This window comes from Streptomyces sp. NPDC097595, from assembly GCF_044761525.1.
Lineage (GTDB): Bacteria > Actinomycetota > Actinomycetes > Streptomycetales > Streptomycetaceae > Streptomyces > Streptomyces drozdowiczii_A.
This window is the reverse complement of the sequence record NZ_JBIWCN010000002.1, coordinates 170,204-185,477: the sequence shown is the minus strand read 5'-3', so window position 1 is coordinate 185,477 and position 15,274 is coordinate 170,204. Positions and strand designations below refer to the sequence as shown.

At 71.8% G+C, this 15,274-nt stretch carries 14 protein-coding genes; 6 read left to right on the top strand and 8 right to left on the bottom strand.

Going from position 1 to position 15,274, the window contains the following annotated elements; genetic code table 11:
• Positions 1-6 precede the first annotated feature (6 nt).
• From trxA to ACIQZN_RS03495, 3 genes are read right to left on the bottom strand one after another with little or no spacing between them, the layout of a single operon-like run.
• The gene (gene trxA, locus ACIQZN_RS03505; RefSeq protein WP_265540997.1) at positions 7-339 is read right to left on the bottom strand and encodes a thioredoxin; all 333 of its coding nucleotides are present in this window, start codon (positions 337-339) and stop codon (positions 7-9) included.
• Positions 340-342: 3 nt separating this feature from the next.
• On the bottom strand, positions 343-747 hold the full coding sequence (locus ACIQZN_RS03500) for a MerR family transcriptional regulator (protein ID WP_403987851.1): 405 nt from the start codon (positions 745-747) through the stop codon (positions 343-345).
• Positions 748-789: 42 nt separating this feature from the next.
• A complete protein-coding gene (locus tag ACIQZN_RS03495; protein WP_403988441.1) occupies positions 790-2,163 on the bottom strand; it encodes a cation:dicarboxylate symporter family transporter in 1,374 nt (457 codons plus the stop codon).
• Positions 2,164-2,298: 135 nt separating this feature from the next.
• Here ACIQZN_RS03495 and ACIQZN_RS03490 point away from each other — a divergent pair, with 135 nt between their 5' ends.
• The 3 genes from ACIQZN_RS03490 to ACIQZN_RS03480 all read left to right on the top strand — a co-directional run bounded on the left by ACIQZN_RS03490 (position 2,299) and on the right by ACIQZN_RS03480 (position 5,375).
• Positions 2,299-3,900 carry an ATP-binding protein gene (locus tag ACIQZN_RS03490; RefSeq protein WP_403987848.1) on the top strand — a complete coding sequence of 534 codons (1,602 nt, stop codon included), beginning with the start codon at positions 2,299-2,301 and terminating at the stop codon, positions 3,898-3,900.
• A complete protein-coding gene (locus ACIQZN_RS03485; protein ID WP_403987845.1) occupies positions 3,897-4,571 on the top strand; it encodes a response regulator in 675 nt (224 codons plus the stop codon). The genes ACIQZN_RS03490 and ACIQZN_RS03485 overlap by 4 nt, the downstream gene beginning before the upstream one ends.
• A gap of 174 nt (positions 4,572-4,745) precedes the next feature.
• Positions 4,746-5,375 carry a helix-turn-helix domain-containing protein gene (locus ACIQZN_RS03480; protein WP_403988439.1) on the top strand — a complete coding sequence of 210 codons (630 nt, stop codon included), beginning with the start codon at positions 4,746-4,748 and terminating at the stop codon, positions 5,373-5,375.
• A gap of 28 nt (positions 5,376-5,403) precedes the next feature.
• On the opposite strand, the gene ACIQZN_RS03475 is transcribed toward ACIQZN_RS03480, so the two are convergent.
• The gene (locus ACIQZN_RS03475; protein ID WP_073963875.1) at positions 5,404-6,429 is read right to left on the bottom strand and encodes an ATP-dependent 6-phosphofructokinase; all 1,026 of its coding nucleotides are present in this window, start codon (positions 6,427-6,429) and stop codon (positions 5,404-5,406) included.
• A gap of 265 nt (positions 6,430-6,694) precedes the next feature.
• On the opposite strand from ACIQZN_RS03475, the gene pta reads away from it, so the two are divergent.
• The 3 genes from pta to pyk all read left to right on the top strand — a co-directional run bounded on the left by pta (position 6,695) and on the right by pyk (position 11,519).
• Positions 6,695-8,767 carry a phosphate acetyltransferase gene (pta, locus tag ACIQZN_RS03470; protein WP_403987841.1) on the top strand — a complete coding sequence of 691 codons (2,073 nt, stop codon included), beginning with the start codon at positions 6,695-6,697 and terminating at the stop codon, positions 8,765-8,767.
• Positions 8,768-8,772: 5 nt separating this feature from the next.
• Positions 8,773-10,014, top strand: a complete 1,242-nt coding sequence (locus tag ACIQZN_RS03465; protein ID WP_403987838.1) for an acetate kinase — start codon at positions 8,773-8,775, stop codon at positions 10,012-10,014.
• A 74-nt stretch (positions 10,015-10,088) separates the two neighbouring features.
• Positions 10,089-11,519 carry a pyruvate kinase gene (pyk, locus tag ACIQZN_RS03460; RefSeq protein ID WP_403987835.1) on the top strand — a complete coding sequence of 477 codons (1,431 nt, stop codon included), beginning with the start codon at positions 10,089-10,091 and terminating at the stop codon, positions 11,517-11,519.
• A 63-nt stretch (positions 11,520-11,582) separates the two neighbouring features.
• On the opposite strand, the gene ACIQZN_RS03455 is transcribed toward pyk, so the two are convergent.
• From ACIQZN_RS03455 to ACIQZN_RS03440, 4 genes are all read right to left on the bottom strand, one after another.
• Positions 11,583-12,347: a hypothetical protein gene (locus ACIQZN_RS03455; RefSeq protein WP_403987832.1), complete on the bottom strand. Its 765-nt coding sequence runs from the start codon at positions 12,345-12,347 to the stop codon at positions 11,583-11,585.
• Positions 12,331-13,278, bottom strand: coding sequence for a hypothetical protein (locus ACIQZN_RS03450; protein WP_403987829.1), 948 nt, complete (start codon positions 13,276-13,278; stop codon positions 12,331-12,333). Before ACIQZN_RS03450 ends, ACIQZN_RS03455 begins: the two co-directional genes overlap by 17 nt.
• A 91-nt stretch (positions 13,279-13,369) precedes the next feature.
• Positions 13,370-14,671 carry a hypothetical protein gene (locus ACIQZN_RS03445; RefSeq protein WP_403987826.1) on the bottom strand — a complete coding sequence of 434 codons (1,302 nt, stop codon included), beginning with the start codon at positions 14,669-14,671 and terminating at the stop codon, positions 13,370-13,372.
• Positions 14,661-15,224 (bottom strand): DUF6114 domain-containing protein, encoded by a 564-nt coding sequence (locus ACIQZN_RS03440; RefSeq protein ID WP_403987824.1) that lies wholly within the window; start codon positions 15,222-15,224, stop codon positions 14,661-14,663. The genes ACIQZN_RS03445 and ACIQZN_RS03440 overlap by 11 nt, the downstream gene beginning before the upstream one ends.
• Between the last annotated feature and the right edge of the window lie 50 nt (positions 15,225-15,274).

Here is a 15,274-nt window from a genome sequence, read left to right as displayed (position 1 = left end):
GGGCGGTCAGAGCACGTCCTCCAGCTCCTGGAGGAGCCGGCGCTTCGGGCGGGCTCCGACCATGGACTTCACCGGTTCGCCGTCCCGGAACACCATCAGGGTCGGCATCGAGAGGACGCCGTACCGGGTGCTGATCCCCGGGTTGCGGTCGACGTCGATCTGGACGACGCGGAGCCGTTCGCGCTCCTCGTCGGCGATGGCGCCCAGGACCGGGGCGAGCTGGCGGCAGGGGCCGCACCAGTCGGCGGTGAACTCCACCAGGACGGGCCGGGTCTCCCCCCGTACCTCGGTGTCGAAGGTCTCGTCGGTGAGCTCGTCGACACCCGTTACGTGGATCATCTGTCATCCTCCCAGTTCGCAGCGTGGTTCGGGGCCGCCGGGCAGCTCGGCGGACGCCTCCAGCTCGGCGCGGGCCAGCTGGACGCCCACCTCCGTGCGGACGGCTTGCAGCTGCTCGATGAGCTTGTCGAGCTCGCCGAGTTTGCGCCGGTAGACGGCGAGCGAGGCGGGGCAGGAGTCCCCTGCGGGGTGCCCGGCGCGCAGGCACTCCACGAAGGGCCGGGTCTCCTCCAGGTCGAACCCGAAGTCCTGGAGGGTCCGGATCTGCTGGATGAGCCTGAGGTCGCTCTCGTCGTACGTGCGGTAGCCGTTCACCGCGCGCCGTGCGGGCAGCAGCCCGCGCGACTCGTAGTAGCGCAGCGTCCGCGTCGTCGTCCCGGCCCGTTCGGCCAGCTCCCCGATTCGCATACCGCGACCGTAATCCTTGACGCCGACGTCAAGGCAAGGGCGTCAGACCTTGGTGAGCGAGGGCCGGTCCTCGCCGCCCTCCCGGGCCTCGGGGACGTACGGCTCGGCGGGGCCCTCGTCGCTGAGCATCTTCTCGTCGAAGGGAACCGCGCCGGAGAGGACTTGGTCCACCCGCTCGCGGTCGATCTCCTTGGTCCAGGTGCCGACGAGGACCGTGGCGACCGCGTTGCCCGCGAAGTTGGTGAGGGCGCGGGCCTCGCTCATGAAGCGGTCGATGCCGACGATCAGGCCGACGCCGTCGACCAGCTCGGGGCGGTGCGACTGGAGGCCGCCGGCCAGCGTGGCGAGACCGGCGCCGGTGACGCCCGCCGCGCCCTTGGAGGCGATGACCATGAAGACCAGCAGGGAGATCTGCTCACCGATGCTCAGCGGGTCGCCCGTGGCGTTGGCGATGAACAGCGAGGCCATCGTGAGGTAGATCGCGGTGCCGTCCAGGTTGAAGGAGTAGCCGGTCGGCACGGTGATGCCGACGACGGGCTTGCTGACGCCCATGTGCTCCATCTTCGCGATCAGCCGGGGCAGCGCCGACTCCGAGGAGGAGGTGGACAGGATCAGCAGGAACTCCCGGCCGAGGTACTTCAGCAGCGCGAAGATGTTGACCCCCGCGACCAGGCGCAGGATCGCGCCGAGCACCACGAAGACGAAGAGCGCGCAGGTGACGTAGAAGCCGATCATGATGACCGCGAGGGCCTTCAGCGCGTCCACACCGGTCTCGCCGACCACCGCGGCCATCGCACCGAACGCACCGATGGGCGCCGCCCACATGATCATGGCGAGGATGCGGAAGACGAGGCGCTGGATGTGCGCGATGCCGCGCAGCACCGGCTCGCCGGTCCGGCCCAGGGCCTGGAGGGCGAAGCCCGCGAGCAGGGCGATCAGCAGGGTCTGGAGGACCTCGCCCTCGGTGAAGGCGGAGACCAGGGTGGTCGGGATGATGCCGAGCAGGAAGTCCGTGGTGGACTCGCCGGCCCCCTCGGCCTGCTTCTCCCCGGCGGCGCGGACCGCCTCGGTGATGTGGAGGCCGGAGCCGGGCTCCAGGATGTTGCCGACGATCAGACCGATGGCCAGCGCCACCGTCGACATGACGAGGAAGTAGCCGAGGGCGAGGCCGCCGACCGCCCCGACCTTGGCGGCCTTGCGGACCGAGCCGACGCCCAGGACGATAGTGCAGAAGATGATCGGCGAGATCATCATCTTGATCAGGTTCACGAACCCGGTGCCGATGGGCTTGAGCTCGACGGCGACGTCGGGGGCGACGAAGCCCACGAGGATGCCGAGGCCCACGGCCACGATCACGGCGAGATACAGATACTTCGTACGGTCCGGCTTGGTGCGTTCCGCTTCGGCGGCGTTCACTGCCACGGGGGTCTCCTCGGGTCGTCGTCGTCCCACCCCCGTGCCGGGGGTCCCGGCGACTATCCCGCCCGCTGTGACCCCGGTCACCGTTGCGTGCATTTCGTTCATACGTTTTCGGCCAGGCACACTGATGGGATGCGTTTCCCCCGTACCCGACCGCGCAGCCTGGCCGGCCAGCTGTTCGCGTGGCAGGTGGTGCTGGTGGCGGCCGTCGTGGCGGGGTGCGCGTTCTTCGCGTACGTCTCCGGGCGCGGCCAGGCCGAGGAGACGGCGGCGCGGCAGGTGCGGGCGGTGGCCCTCTCGGTGGCCGGATCGCCGTCCGTCCGCGAGGCGATCCGCGGCGACGACCCGTCCGCCGCGCTCCAGCCGTACGCGGAGCGGGTGCGCAAGGACACCGGGATCGCCTTCATCACGATCATGAGCCCGGACCGGGTCCGCTGGACGCACCCGGACGCCGACCGCATCGGCGAGACCTTCCTCGGGCACACCGCCCGGGCGCTGCGCGGCGAGACCTTCTCGGAGACGTACACCGGCACGCTCGGGCCCTCCATCCGGGTCGTCACCCCGGTCCGCGACGGCGGCCGGATCACCGGGCTGGTCAGCGCGGGCATCACCGTGGACCGGGTCTCCTCGCAGGTGCGGGCGCAGCTGGGCGCCCTGGCGCTGGCGGCCGGCGCGGCCCTGGTGCTCGGCGGGCTCGGCACGTACGTGATCAACGCGCGGCTGCGGCGGCACACGCACGGGATGAACGCGGCGGAGCTGAGCCGGATGCACGACTACCACGAGGCGACCCTGCACGCGGTGCGCGAGGGGCTGCTGATGCTGGACGGGCAGCGCCGGATCGCCCTGGTCAACGACGCGGGCCGGGACCTGCTCGGCCTGGCCCCGGGCGCGGTGGGCCGCCGGGTCGCCGACCTCGATCTGCCGGCCCCGCTGACCGGGGCGCTGCTCGCCTCCGAGGAGCGGGTGGACGAGGTGCACCTGACGGCGGACCGGGTGATCGTCGTCAACACCCGCCCGGTGGTCGGCGGCGAGCGGCGCGGGACCGTGGTGACCCTGCGCGACCACACCGAGCTCCAGGCGCTCTCCGGGGAGCTGGACTCGGAGCGCGGTTTCACGCGGGCGCTGCGTTCCCAGGCGCACGAGGCGGCGAACCGGCTGCACACCGTGGTCTCGCTGATCGAGCTGGGCCGGGCGGACGAGGCGGTGGGCTTCGCCACGGCCGAATTGGAGCTGGCCCAGGCGCTCACCGACCGGGTGGTGGGCGCGGTCGCCGAACCGGTGCTCGCCGCCCTGCTCCTGGGCAAGGCGGCGCAGGCGAACGAGCGGGGCGTGGAGCTGGTGCTCGCGGAGGACAGCCTGATAGACGACGGCGCCCTGCCCGCCTCGCTCCCCGCCCGCGATCTGGTGACCATCCTCGGCAATCTGATCGACAACGCGGTGGACGCGGTGACCCAGGAGGCGCCCGTGCGCGGCCGGGTCACGGTCACCGCGCTCGCCGAAGGGGGCGAACTGCTGCTGCGCGTCGCGGACAACGGGGCCGGGGTCGATCCGGCGGACGCGGCCGAGGTGTTCCGGGCCGGCTGGTCGACGCACGGCGCGGGGCGCGGCCTCGGCCTGGCGCTGGTCCGGCAGGCGGCGCACCGGGGCGGCGGGGCGGTGGCGCTGGAGCGGGGTCCGGACGGGGGCGCGGAGTTCACCGTACGGCTGCCGCTGGCAGCGGGGGTGCGCGCGTGATCCGGGTGCTGGTCGTGGAGGACGACCCGGTCGCGGCCGACGCCCATCAGCTGTACGTGGGCCGGGTGCCGGGCTTCGCGGTGTCCGCCGTGGCGCACACGCGCGCCGAGGCGGTCCGGGCGCTGGAACGCACCCCGGTGGACCTGCTGCTCCTGGACCTCTATCTGCCCGACGGGCACGGGCTCCAGCTGCTGCGCTCGCTGCGGGCGGCCGGGCACTCGGCGGACGTGATCGCGGTGACCTCGGCCCGCGACCTGGGCGTGGTCCGGGAAGGGGTCTCGCTGGGCGTCGTGCAGTACGTGCTGAAGCCGTTCACCTTCGCCACGCTGCGGGACCGGCTCGTGCGGTACGCGGAGTTCCGGGCGGCGGCCGGTGAGGCGAGCGGGCAGGACGAGGTGGACCGGGCGCTCGCCGCGCTGCGCGCCCCGGAGCCGGCCCGGCTGCCCAAGGGGCTGAGCGGTCCGACCCTGGAGTCGGTGACCGGGGCGCTGCGGGCGGCCCCGGACGGTCTGACGGCCTCGGCGGCGGGTCTGGAGCTGGGGATCTCGCGGATCACCGCGCGCCGCTATCTGGAGCACCTGGTGACGGCGGGGCGGGCGGTGCGCAGTCCGCAGTACGGGCAGGTGGGGCGCCCCGAGCTGCACTACCGGTGGCGGCCGGAGGGGCACTGAGCCGGGGCGACCGGTCCCGTGGTGCGGCTTTTGTACCTAGGACCTTCCTATGAGCCGTGTTCTCGGGTGAACACACCGTAGTCAGAGGGGCGCCGACCTCCTTACGGTGTCCCCGTGCACCCCTCTCCGCCTTTCAACGCCCCCGCCGCGCGAAGACTCCGCGAGGCCCTGGGTATGGCTCCCGGCCATGTCGCCTACGGTCTCGGCGCTCAGTACGGACTACGGATCACCGCCGAGACGGTGGCCGCCTGGGAGCGCGGGCTCGCGCTCCCCTCGGAATACGAACTCACCGCACTGGCCGGGGTGCTGTGGTGCGCCCCGGGCGAGCTGCTGACGGCCGCGCGCAGCCTGCGCGAGCACCGGGTCTCCCGGGAGCTGTCGCCGGACGAGCTGGCCGCCCGGCTGGGGATGGCCGCCTCCGCGTATCTGCGGATGGAGGAGTCGGGGCGGTGGCGGGGCAACGAGCGCCAGTCCGCCGCGCTGAGCGAGGCGCTGGGCCTGACGCCCGCGGACTTCGTGACGGCGACCGGGCGCGAGGAGGAGCTGGCGGAGCTGCTGCGCAGCGCGGTGACGACGCGGTGGCAGGCGTACAGCCGGCCGGTGGCCAAGCTGGTGCCGGTGGACCGGCGCCGGATCCAGGAGGTGCTGGAGCGGCTGCACGGCGACTACCAGGCGCTGATGGTCTCCACGCTGAGCTGGAGCAGCGCGGGCACGGACCGGCCGGGCAACACCGGCGAGGAGGGCCGGGCCTTCCTCGCCGGGATCGTGCCCCGCTTCTGGGAGGCGGCCGGCCCTCCGGCGTAACGGCGGCCGGCCCTCCGGCGCAACGGACTCAGAAGACCGACTCGGCCTCGTGCATCCGGTCCAGCGGGACCGTCTTGAGCTGGGTGACCGCCTCGGCGAGCGGGACCATCACGATGTCGTTGCCGCGCAGCGCGGTCATCCGGCCGAAGTCGCCCCGGTGCGCGGCCTCGACCGCGTGCCAGCCGAAGCGGGTGGCGAGGACGCGGTCGTACGCGGTCGGGGTGCCGCCGCGCTGGACGTGGCCGAGGATGACCGGGCGGGCCTCCTTGCCGAGCCGCTTCTCCAGCTCGACGGCCAGGCGGTTGCCGATGCCCTGGAACCGCTCGTGTCCGAACTGGTCGATCTCGCCCTTGGCGTACGGCATCGAGCCCTCGGCCGGGTGCGCGCCCTCGGCGACGCAGATGACGGCGAACTTCTTGCCGCGCGCGAAGCGCTCCTCGACCATCTTGACCAGGTCGGCCACCTCGAACTTGCGCTCGGGGAGGCAGATGCCGTGGGCGCCGCCGGCCATGCCGGACTCCAGGGCGATCCAGCCCGCGTGGCGGCCCATCACCTCGACCACCATCACGCGCTGGTGGGACTCGGCGGTCGTCTTCAGACGGTCTATGGCCTCCGTCGCGACGCCCACGGCGGTGTCGAAGCCGAACGTGCGGTCGGTGGAGGAGATGTCGTTGTCGATGGTCTTCGGGACGCCGACGACGGGCATCCCGGCGTCCGCGAGCATCCGGGCGGCGGTCAGCGTGCCCTCGCCGCCGATCGGGATCAGCGCGTCCATGCCGTAACGGCGGCTCAGCTCGGCGCAGTTCTCGGCGGCCTCACGCAGCCGGGCGCGCTCCAGGCGGGCCGAGCCGAGGATGGTGCCGCCGCGGGCGAGGATGCCGCTGACCGCGTTCAGGTCGAGGGGCCTGAAGTGCCCGTCGAGGAGGCCCTTGAAGCCGTCCTCGAAGCCGATGACCTCGTCGCCGTGGCCGACGACGGCCCGGTGGACGACCGAACGGATCACTGCGTTCAGGCCGGGGCAGTCGCCGCCTGCGGTGAGAACTCCGATGCGCATCCTGTTCCGTCTCCTGCTCGCTGGGCCCGTCCGTTTTGGCGTCCGGAACGGGGGCTTCTACGGCTTGCCCCGTACCGTGAGTCACGACGAGTGTCCCACGCCGGGCGCGCGGCTCGCGCTCCCGGCCGCTCCGGTGCCGCCTGCGCGCGCCTGCGCGGGGCAGTCGTCCGGCGGGCGGCCCCTCGGCCCCCACGGGTATCGTCAAACGGGCGATTGCCACTCGAACCGGGCACCATACCGGACCAGAGACGACGGGAGAGCACGCGTGACGCGCAGCGTGTACGTGACCGGGATCGACCGGGGAGACGGCCGCCAGGTCGTGGACCTGGGCGTCATGGAGCTGCTGACCCGCCAGGTGGACCGGGTCGGGGTGTTCCGCCCCCTGGTGCACGACGACCCCGACCGGCTGTTCGAGCTGCTGCGGGCCCGCTACCGGCTCTCCCAGGACCCGGGCACGGTCTACGGGATGGATTACCACGAGGCGTCCGCCATCCAGGCCGAGCAGGGCACCGACGAACTCGTCTCCCTGCTCGTCGAGCGCTTCCACCGGGTGGCCGTCGACTACGAGGTGGTGCTCGTCCTCGGCACCGATTACGCCGGCACCCAGCTCCCCGACGAGCTGGCGCTCAACGCCCGCCTGGCCAACGAGTTCGGCGCCTCGGTGATCGCGGTGGTCGGCGGCCAGGACCAGAACGCGGAGTCGGTGCGCGCCGAGACCCGCAACGCGTACCGGGCCTACTCCGGCCTGGGCTGCGATGTGCTCGCGATGATCGTGAACCGGGTGGCCCCCGCCGACCGGGACGTCGTCGCGGAACGCCTCGCCGCGACCCTGCCGGTCCCCTGCTCGGTGCTGCCGGACGAGCCGGCCCTCTCGGCGCCGACGGTCGCCCAGATCACCGCGGCCCTGGGCGGCACGGTGCTCCTCGGCGACGACTCCGGGCTCGCCCGGGACGCGCTGGACTTCGTCTTCGGCGGCGCGATGCTGCCGAACCTGCTGAAGGCGCTGACCCCGGGGTGCATGGTGGTCACGCCCGGGGACCGCGCCGACCTGGTGATCGGCTCGCTCGCCGCGCACAGCGCCGGGACGCCGCCGATCGCCGGGGTGCTGCTCACCCTGGACGAGCGGCCCGGCGAGGAGATACTCACGCTGGCCGCGCGGCTCGCACCGGGCACCCCGGTCGTCTCGGTGGCCGGCGGCTCCTTCCCGACCGCCGCGGAGCTCTTCGCCCTGGAGGGCAGGCTCAACGCGGCGACCCCGCGCAAGGCGGAGACCGCGCTCGGCCTCTTCGAGCGCCATGTCGACACCGCCGCCCTCCTCGACCGGGTCTCGGTCGCCCGCAGCGGCCGGGTCACGCCGATGATGTTCGAGCACGAGCTGCTGGAGCAGGCGCGCGCGGACCGGCGCCGGGTGGTGCTGCCGGAGGGCACCGAGGAGCGGGTGCTGCGGGCGGCGGACGTGCTGATGCGCCGGGACGTCTGCGACCTCACGCTGCTCGGCGACCCGGACACCATCCGCAAGAAGGCCGCCGACCTCGGCATCGACCTGGCCGAGACCCAGCTCATCGACCCGCAGACCTCGGAGCTGCGCCAGTCGTTCGCCGAGCGGTACGCACAGCTGCGGGCGCACCGCGGGGTGACGGTCGAGCTGGCGTACGACGTGGTCTCGGACGTCAACTACTTCGGCACCCTGATGGTCCAGGAGGGCCTGGCCGACGGGATGGTCTCCGGGGCGGTGCACTCCACGGCGGCGACGATCCGGCCCGCCTTCGAGATCATCAAGACCAAGCCCGACGCCTCGATCGTCTCCTCGGTCTTCTTCATGTGCCTCGCCGACAAGGTGCTGGTGTACGGCGACTGCGCGGTCAACCCGGACCCGGACGCCGAGCAGCTCGCGGACATCGCGGTGCAGGCCGCGGCCACGGCCGCCCGGTTCGGCGTCGACCCCCGGATCGCGATGCTGTCGTACTCGACGGGGACCTCGGGCACCGGCGCCGACGTGGACAAGGTGCGCGAGGCGACGGACCGGGTGCGCGGGAGCCGCCCGGACCTGAGGATCGAGGGGCCCATCCAGTACGACGCGGCGGTCGAGCCGAGCGTGGCCGCGACGAAGCTGCCGGAGTCGGAGGTGGCCGGGCAGGCGACGGTCCTGATCTTCCCGGACCTCAACACCGGCAACAACACGTACAAGGCCGTGCAGCGCTCGGCGGGCGCGGTGGCGGTGGGGCCGGTCCTCCAGGGGCTGCGCAAGCCGGTCAACGACCTGTCCCGGGGCGCGCTCGTGCAGGACATCGTGAATACCGTGGCCATCACCGCGATCCAGGCCCAGGGCGAGGAGTGACCCGCATGACCACCCCGAACACCGAAGACGCGGCGGCGGCCGGGAAGCCGAGCCGGGTGCTCGTGCTCAACTCCGGCTCGTCCTCCGTGAAGTACCAGCTGCTCGACATGGCCGACCGCTCCCGGCTGGCGTCCGGTCTGGTCGAGCGGATCGGCGAGGAGACCTCCCGGCTCGTCCACACCCCGCTGGCCGGGGGCGGCGAGCCCCGGGAGCGCGGGGGCCGGATCGCCGACCACGACGAGGCGCTGAAGGCGGCGGCCGAGGAGCTGGCGGCCGACGGGCTCGGCCTGGACTCCCCCGATCTCGCGGCGATCGGGCACCGGGTGGTGCACGGCGGGCTGCGGTTCACCGAGCCGACCGTGATCACCGACGACGTGCTCAAGGAGATCGAGCGGCTGGTCCCGGTGGCGCCGCTGCACAACCCGGCCAACATCACGGGCATCCGCACCGCCCAGGCGCTCCGCCCGGACCTGCCGCAGGTGGCGGTGTTCGACACGGCGTTCCACACGACGATGCCGGAGTACGCGGCGCGGTACGCGATCGACGTGGAGACGGCCGACGCCCACCGCATCCGCCGCTACGGCTTCCACGGCACCTCGCACGCGTACGTCTCCCGCAAGGCGGCCGAGCTGCTGGGCAAGGAGCCGGCGGACGTCAACGTCATCGTGCTGCACCTGGGCAACGGGGCGTCCGCCTCGGCGGTCGCGGGCGGGCGGTGCGTGGAGACGTCGATGGGCCTGACCCCCTTGGAGGGGCTGGTGATGGGTACCCGGTCCGGGGACATCGATCCGGCCGTCACCTTCCATCTGAAGCGGGTGGCGGGGATGTCGGCGGACGAGATCGACGTCCTGCTCAACAAGAAGAGCGGCCTGGTGGGGCTGTGCGGTGACAACGACATGCGGGAGATCCGGCGCCGGGTGGACGAGGGCGACGAGCGGGCCGCGCTCGCCTTCGACATCTACGTCCACCGGCTGAAGAAGTACATCGGCGCCTATGCGGCGGTCCTCGGCCGGGTGGACGCCGTGGTCTTCACGGCGGGGGTGGGCGAGAACTCGGCCCCGGTGCGCGAGGCCGCCATCGCCGGTCTGGAGGAAATGGGCCTCGCGGTGGACGCGGATCTCAACGCCGTACGGTCCGGCGTACCGCGGCTGATCTCGCCGGATTACGCACGGGTCGCGGTCGCCGTGGTGCCGACCGACGAGGAGCTGGAGATCGCCACCCAGACCTTCGCACTGGTCGACAACTGAGCGGGCCTCCGCCCTTTTGTATCTTCCACCAGCCGGAATATTCCGCAGCGAAACAAACCGATAGGATCCGCCTCATGCGCCGTTCCAAAATCGTCTGCACCCTCGGCCCCGCCGTCGACTCCCACGAGCAGCTCGTCGCTCTGATCGAGGCCGGCATGAGCGTGGCCCGTTTCAACTTCAGTCACGGCTCCCACGCGGAACACCAGGGTCGTTACGACCGGGTCCGCAAGGCCGCCGCCGAGACCGGGCGGGCGGTCGGCGTGCTCGCCGACCTCCAGGGCCCGAAGATCCGCCTGGCGAAGTTCGCCGAGGGTCCGGTCGAGCTGGTCCGCGGGGACGAGTTCGTCATCACCGCCGAGGACGTCCCCGGGGACAAGTCGATCTGCGGCACGACCTACAAGGGTCTGCCCGGTGACGTCGCCAAGGGCGACCCGATCCTGATCAACGACGGCAACGTCGAGCTGAAGGTCGTCTCCGTCGAGGGCCCCCGGGTCCACACCATCGTCATCGAGGGCGGGGTGATCTCCGACCACAAGGGGATCAACCTGCCGGGTGCCGCCGTCAACGTCCCGGCCCTGTCCGAGAAGGACGTCGAGGACCTGCGCTTCGCGCTCCGGATGGGCGCCGACATGGTCGCGCTCTCCTTCGTCCGCGACGCCGACGACGTCAAGGACGTCCACAAGGTGATGGACGAGGAGGGCCGCCGGGTCCCCGTCATCGCCAAGGTGGAGAAGCCGCAGGCCGTCGAGCACATGGAGGGCGTCGTCATGGCGTTCGACGGTGTGATGGTCGCCCGTGGCGACCTCGCCGTCGAATACCCGCTGGAGCGCGTCCCGATGGTGCAGAAGCGCCTGGTGGAGCTGTGCCGGCGCAACGCCAAGCCGGTGATCGTGGCGACCCAGATGATGGAGTCGATGATCACCAACTCCCGTCCGACCCGCGCCGAGGCGTCCGACGTCGCCAACGCGATCCTGGACGGCGCGGACGCGGTCATGCTCTCCGCGGAGTCCTCGGTCGGCGCGTACCCGATCGAGACGGTCAAGACCATGTCGAAGATCGTCGTCGCCGCCGAGCAGGAGCTGCTCTCCAAGGGCCTCCAGCCGCTGGTGCCGGGCAAGAAGCCCCGTACCCAGGGCGGTTCGGTGGCCCGCGCGGCCTGCGAGATCGCGGACTTCCTGGGCGGCGAGGCGCTGGTCGCCTTCACCAAGTCCGGTGACACCGCCCGCCGGCTGTCCCGCTATCGCGCGGCGCAGCCGATCCTGGCCTTCACCACGGACGAGTCCACCCGCAACCAGCTGGCGCTCAGCTGGGGCGTCGAGGCCCACGTGGTCCCGCACGTGGACACCACGGACGAGATGGTCGACCTGGTCGACTCGGAGCTGCTGAAGCTCGGCCGCTACAACGAGGGCGACACGATGGTCATCACGGCCGGCTCGCCCCCCGGTGTCCCCGGCACCACCAACATGGTCCGCGTCCACCACGTGGGCGGCCAGGACCAGGGCTGACGCCCTTCGCGCGGGCGGTGCCCCCGGTTCCGGAACTCTCCGGGACCGGGGGCACCGCCCTTTTCAGACCGGCGGCAGCAGATCGCTCGCGCTGACGGTGCAGTTCAGTTCGGGGTACGCGAAGTCCGTCTCGTCGTTCTCGCGGCGCCGCAGCCCGTAGAACGCGCGCGCCCGCTCCTCGTCCGCGAGCGTGAGCGGTACGCCCTGCGGGAGGTACGGGACGGCGGCACGGAAGCGGAGGACGGTCTTCGACGTCCGGAACGTGATCCCCAGCCACTCGTTGTCCCCGGACCGGCCGGCCGGGTCCGCGATGATCCGGTGCCTCAGGCGGCGGTTCGCCGCCACGGAGAAGGCGACGACGCCGTTGTGTTCGAGCGGGATCTCCAGCGTCCCGGCGCCTGGCTCCTCCTTCGACTCGAAGACCAGCTTCCGGCGCGGGTCCGCCTCCGGGTCCCGGTAGCAGGTGAAGACGGCGATGTACGAGCCATCGGCCAGGTCGAGCGCCTGGTCGCAGTGGCGGCCCATCGTCGTGTACGCGCTCGTGTATCGCTCGGCCAGCGCGTTGTCGAAGGCGGCCGGGAGCCCCGCGCGCTCCCGTACCTCCCGGGCCAGCCGCTCGTGTACGTCCCGGAAGCGCAGCGCGGGACGCGCGTACCGCGTGGTCGTCCGTACGAGCGGCACCCCGCCGTCCGCGTCCGGTCTGGTGAGTACGGCGCCCTTGCGGCCCTTGCCGACGTCCTCCATGGGCGTCGCCGCACACAGCTCCGCGAAGCGGTCCGCCTCCGCCGGCAGCGCGCACCGGACGATGTCCTCAGATCCGGGGAGCACGGTAGTCCCCCGCGTTCATGCTGAACCGGAACCGGTCGCCGTAGTCGATGAACGACGTGGACCGGTTCTCCTCGGCGTACAGCCCGCGCAGCTCCGCCATGCCGGCCTCGGTGGGCTGCTCCAGCTCCACCGGTCCGGCGGCGCCCTTGATGTACGTACGGCCGTCCCGGTGCACGGCCTCGGTGCTCGAACAGCGCACCACGTATCCCAGGCGGGTCGGCAGGTACTCGGCGTTCAGCGTGGAGGGCCGGACCTCGTGCGTGTACAGGCGGTTGGTGGACAGCGGCATGAAGAAGACGGACCCGGGGTGGAGCGTCAGCGTGAACTGCTCGGGCCGGTCGTCGCGTTCGGCGGCCGGGTCCTTGAGCCGGAAGCGGAGCCGGGTGAGCGCGCTGGCGCGTCCCACGCCGTAGTCGTAGGGGTCGTCGGCCATGGGGCTCAGCCCGTCGAGCCGGTCGTAGAAGGTGCAGAAGGCCATGATGCCGTTGCGGGGCATGTCCTTCGTCTTGTCGGCGTGCGACGAGATCCGTGCCTTGGTCTGCTTGCGCTCCACGGTGGCCCGGGTGTTGTGATACGTCTGCGCCAGCACGTGGTTCAGCGGCGCGTGGCCCCGGAAGACGGTGGCCGCCTCCCGGTTCAGGGCGCCGACGATCTCCGTGTCGACCGCCCGGAAGTTCTCGGTCGGCCCGGAGAGGTTCGTGGAGCACCGGAGCAGCCGGAAGTGCAGCGCGTCGGCTTCACGCGTGACGGGCGTGAGGTAGATCCCGGTGCGATGGGCCGCACCGGCCTTGGTGGACTCCGTCAGCGACTGAAAGGCGTGCTCGGCCCGAATCCGCCCGAAGTACCCGTCCTCGGGCGCGAAGAACCGAGGCAGGTACACCCCGACACCCCCGGCCTCGATCCGGGCTTCCCCCGGCTGTGTGGCGTACATCGGACTCACGTGTCCCCCGCAGTCTTCGATGAGCATGGCAACGGCCCGCACCCCGTGGGGCGGCGGGCCGTCGTCATGCTACCGAGACGCGTCAGGCGCCGTCCCGGGTGAAGTAGTTGTGCAGTCCCGGGACCGTCAGCGTGCCGCCGAACTGGCCGGCCTGGGTGACCTTCACCTTGGTGAAGAAGGCGAAGGGGACGTTCAGCGGGGGCGGGGTCTCCGGGCTGAAGGTGATCGGGATGAGGCCGAAGAGGTTGCCCTTCAGCTCCTCCGTGTACATCGTCACCGTGCCGTTGCGGATGGTGGAGGTGGAGCCCTTGCGCGCCTGCACATGACCCGTGGTGCCCGCCTGCGGGCCGGTCGTCAGCTGGTGCAGGTCCTTGATGTCGATCGAGGACGCGGTGAACTTCAGCACCTTCTTGGTGGTGTTGCCCGCCCGTACCTCCACGATGCCCTTGTAGTCGAGCCCGTTCAGGGTGAGCAGCGAGCTCTCCAGGATCCACGGGTCGGTGGGCAGGTTCGGGATGCCCGGCTCCAGCTTGGCGTTGGCGAGCGCCTCCGGGTCCGCGGTCGGACACGGGAACGGCTCCTTGGCGCCGTCCGGGATGTCCTCGTCCTTCTTGGCGTCGGTGCCCTTGACGTCCTCGTCCAGCTCCTCGACCGTGCGGCCCGCCTTGCCGGCCGCGTCGCGGATGGCCTCGGTGGTCTTGTCGGCGGTGTCCTTCACCGCGTCCTTCGCCGCGTCGGTGGCCTTGTCCGCGGTCGCGTCCTTGGAGTCCTCGGTGTCCGCGGTCGCGGACGGCTTCGGGGACGCCGTGGTGGGGCTCGGGGACGGGCTCGCCGTCTCCTTGTCCTTGTCGCCGTCGAAGAGGTCCTTGAGCGCGTCGCCGAGGCCCAGCGGGTCGAGCGGGTTCGTCGTCTTGGTGGGCGACGGCGTGGCGGCCGGGGTCTCGGCCGGGGCGGCGTCCGTGCTCTTCTTCGCGGTGTCGGTGCTCTTCGCGGTGTCGTCCGCGGAGCCCGTGGCCGTGGGCTTCGGGGTCGCCTTGTCCGTCGTCCCCGGCGTCGGCTTCGCACTCTCGCTCGTGGAGGGGGACGGCGTCTTCGACGCGGAGGGCGTCGGGTCCGCCGACTCGCTCGGCTCGTCGGAGCGCGTGACGCAGGGGCCGGGCGCGTAGGGGATGTCCGTGGAGTCGTCGGCCATCGCCAGCCGGGGCGTGAGGCCCATCCCGACGAAGACCGCCGTCGGCATCGCGGCGAGCGCGAACGCCTTCTTGCCCGCGGGCATGTGGAGCTTCGTCAGCAGCGACTTCCTGGGGGCGGCGTGGCGGGGACCCCTGCGTTCCCGGGTCCCGCTCTCGTCCGCACCGTTCATCTGCTCGTCGTCACCCCGCACGGTGCCTCCCGCCCTCGACCGTGGTGTCGTACGGGGCCTGTGGCTGCTCGGGAACACCGGCGCCGTGGAGCGCGCCCTCGGGGAACGGCTCGTCCTTCGCGAACGAGACGGTCTCCGGGGCCTCCTCGGCGGGAACGGGCTCCACGGCCGCCGGCGGTTCGCCCGGGGCCCAGGACACGGAGAGCGCGCCGCCGAGCAGGGCGAAGATGAAGCCGATCAGGAAGCCGCCGATGTTGGCGACGGGTATGGAGATGAGGGCCAGCAGAATCGCCGCGACACCGGCGAACACGCGGACGATGCTGTGGAACCACATCGTCAGGCCCAGCGTGACGAGCAGGACCCCGATGATCAGCGAACCGGCGCCGGCCGTGGTGGACATCGCCAGCGTCACGTTGCCGAGGTGCATGTTCGCGTACGGGAAGTACATGATGGGCACGCCGCCCAGCATGGTGAACAGTCCGGCCCAGAACGGCCGGTCACCCCGCCAGGTGCGGAAGCCTCGCCGGGCGACGGAGAGGTAGTGCTCGTTCTGCCCTTGGGATTCGGGGCTCATGGAAAACAGCTCCCTGGGAACCGGTACTGCTGTGAGAAAGAGAAGGGTGG

Excerpts from the sequence above, each read along its gene's own strand:
- trxA (WP_265540997.1), bottom strand. The coding sequence starts at position 339 with ATGATCCACGTAACGGGTGTCGACGAGCTCACCGACGAGACCTTCGAC.
- ACIQZN_RS03500 (WP_403987851.1), bottom strand. The coding sequence starts at position 747 with ATGCGAATCGGGGAGCTGGCCGAACGGGCCGGGACGACGACGCGGACG.
- ACIQZN_RS03490 (WP_403987848.1), top strand. The coding sequence starts at position 2,299 with ATGCGTTTCCCCCGTACCCGACCGCGCAGCCTGGCCGGCCAGCTGTTC.
- ACIQZN_RS03480 (WP_403988439.1), top strand. The coding sequence starts at position 4,746 with ATGGCTCCCGGCCATGTCGCCTACGGTCTCGGCGCTCAGTACGGACTA.
- ACIQZN_RS03475 (WP_073963875.1), bottom strand. The coding sequence starts at position 6,429 with ATGCGCATCGGAGTTCTCACCGCAGGCGGCGACTGCCCCGGCCTGAAC.
- ACIQZN_RS03465 (WP_403987838.1), top strand. The coding sequence starts at position 8,773 with ATGACCACCCCGAACACCGAAGACGCGGCGGCGGCCGGGAAGCCGAGC.
- pyk (WP_403987835.1), top strand. The coding sequence starts at position 10,089 with ATGCGCCGTTCCAAAATCGTCTGCACCCTCGGCCCCGCCGTCGACTCC.
- ACIQZN_RS03450 (WP_403987829.1), bottom strand. The coding sequence starts at position 13,278 with ATGTACGCCACACAGCCGGGGGAAGCCCGGATCGAGGCCGGGGGTGTC.
- ACIQZN_RS03440 (WP_403987824.1), bottom strand. The coding sequence starts at position 15,224 with ATGAGCCCCGAATCCCAAGGGCAGAACGAGCACTACCTCTCCGTCGCC.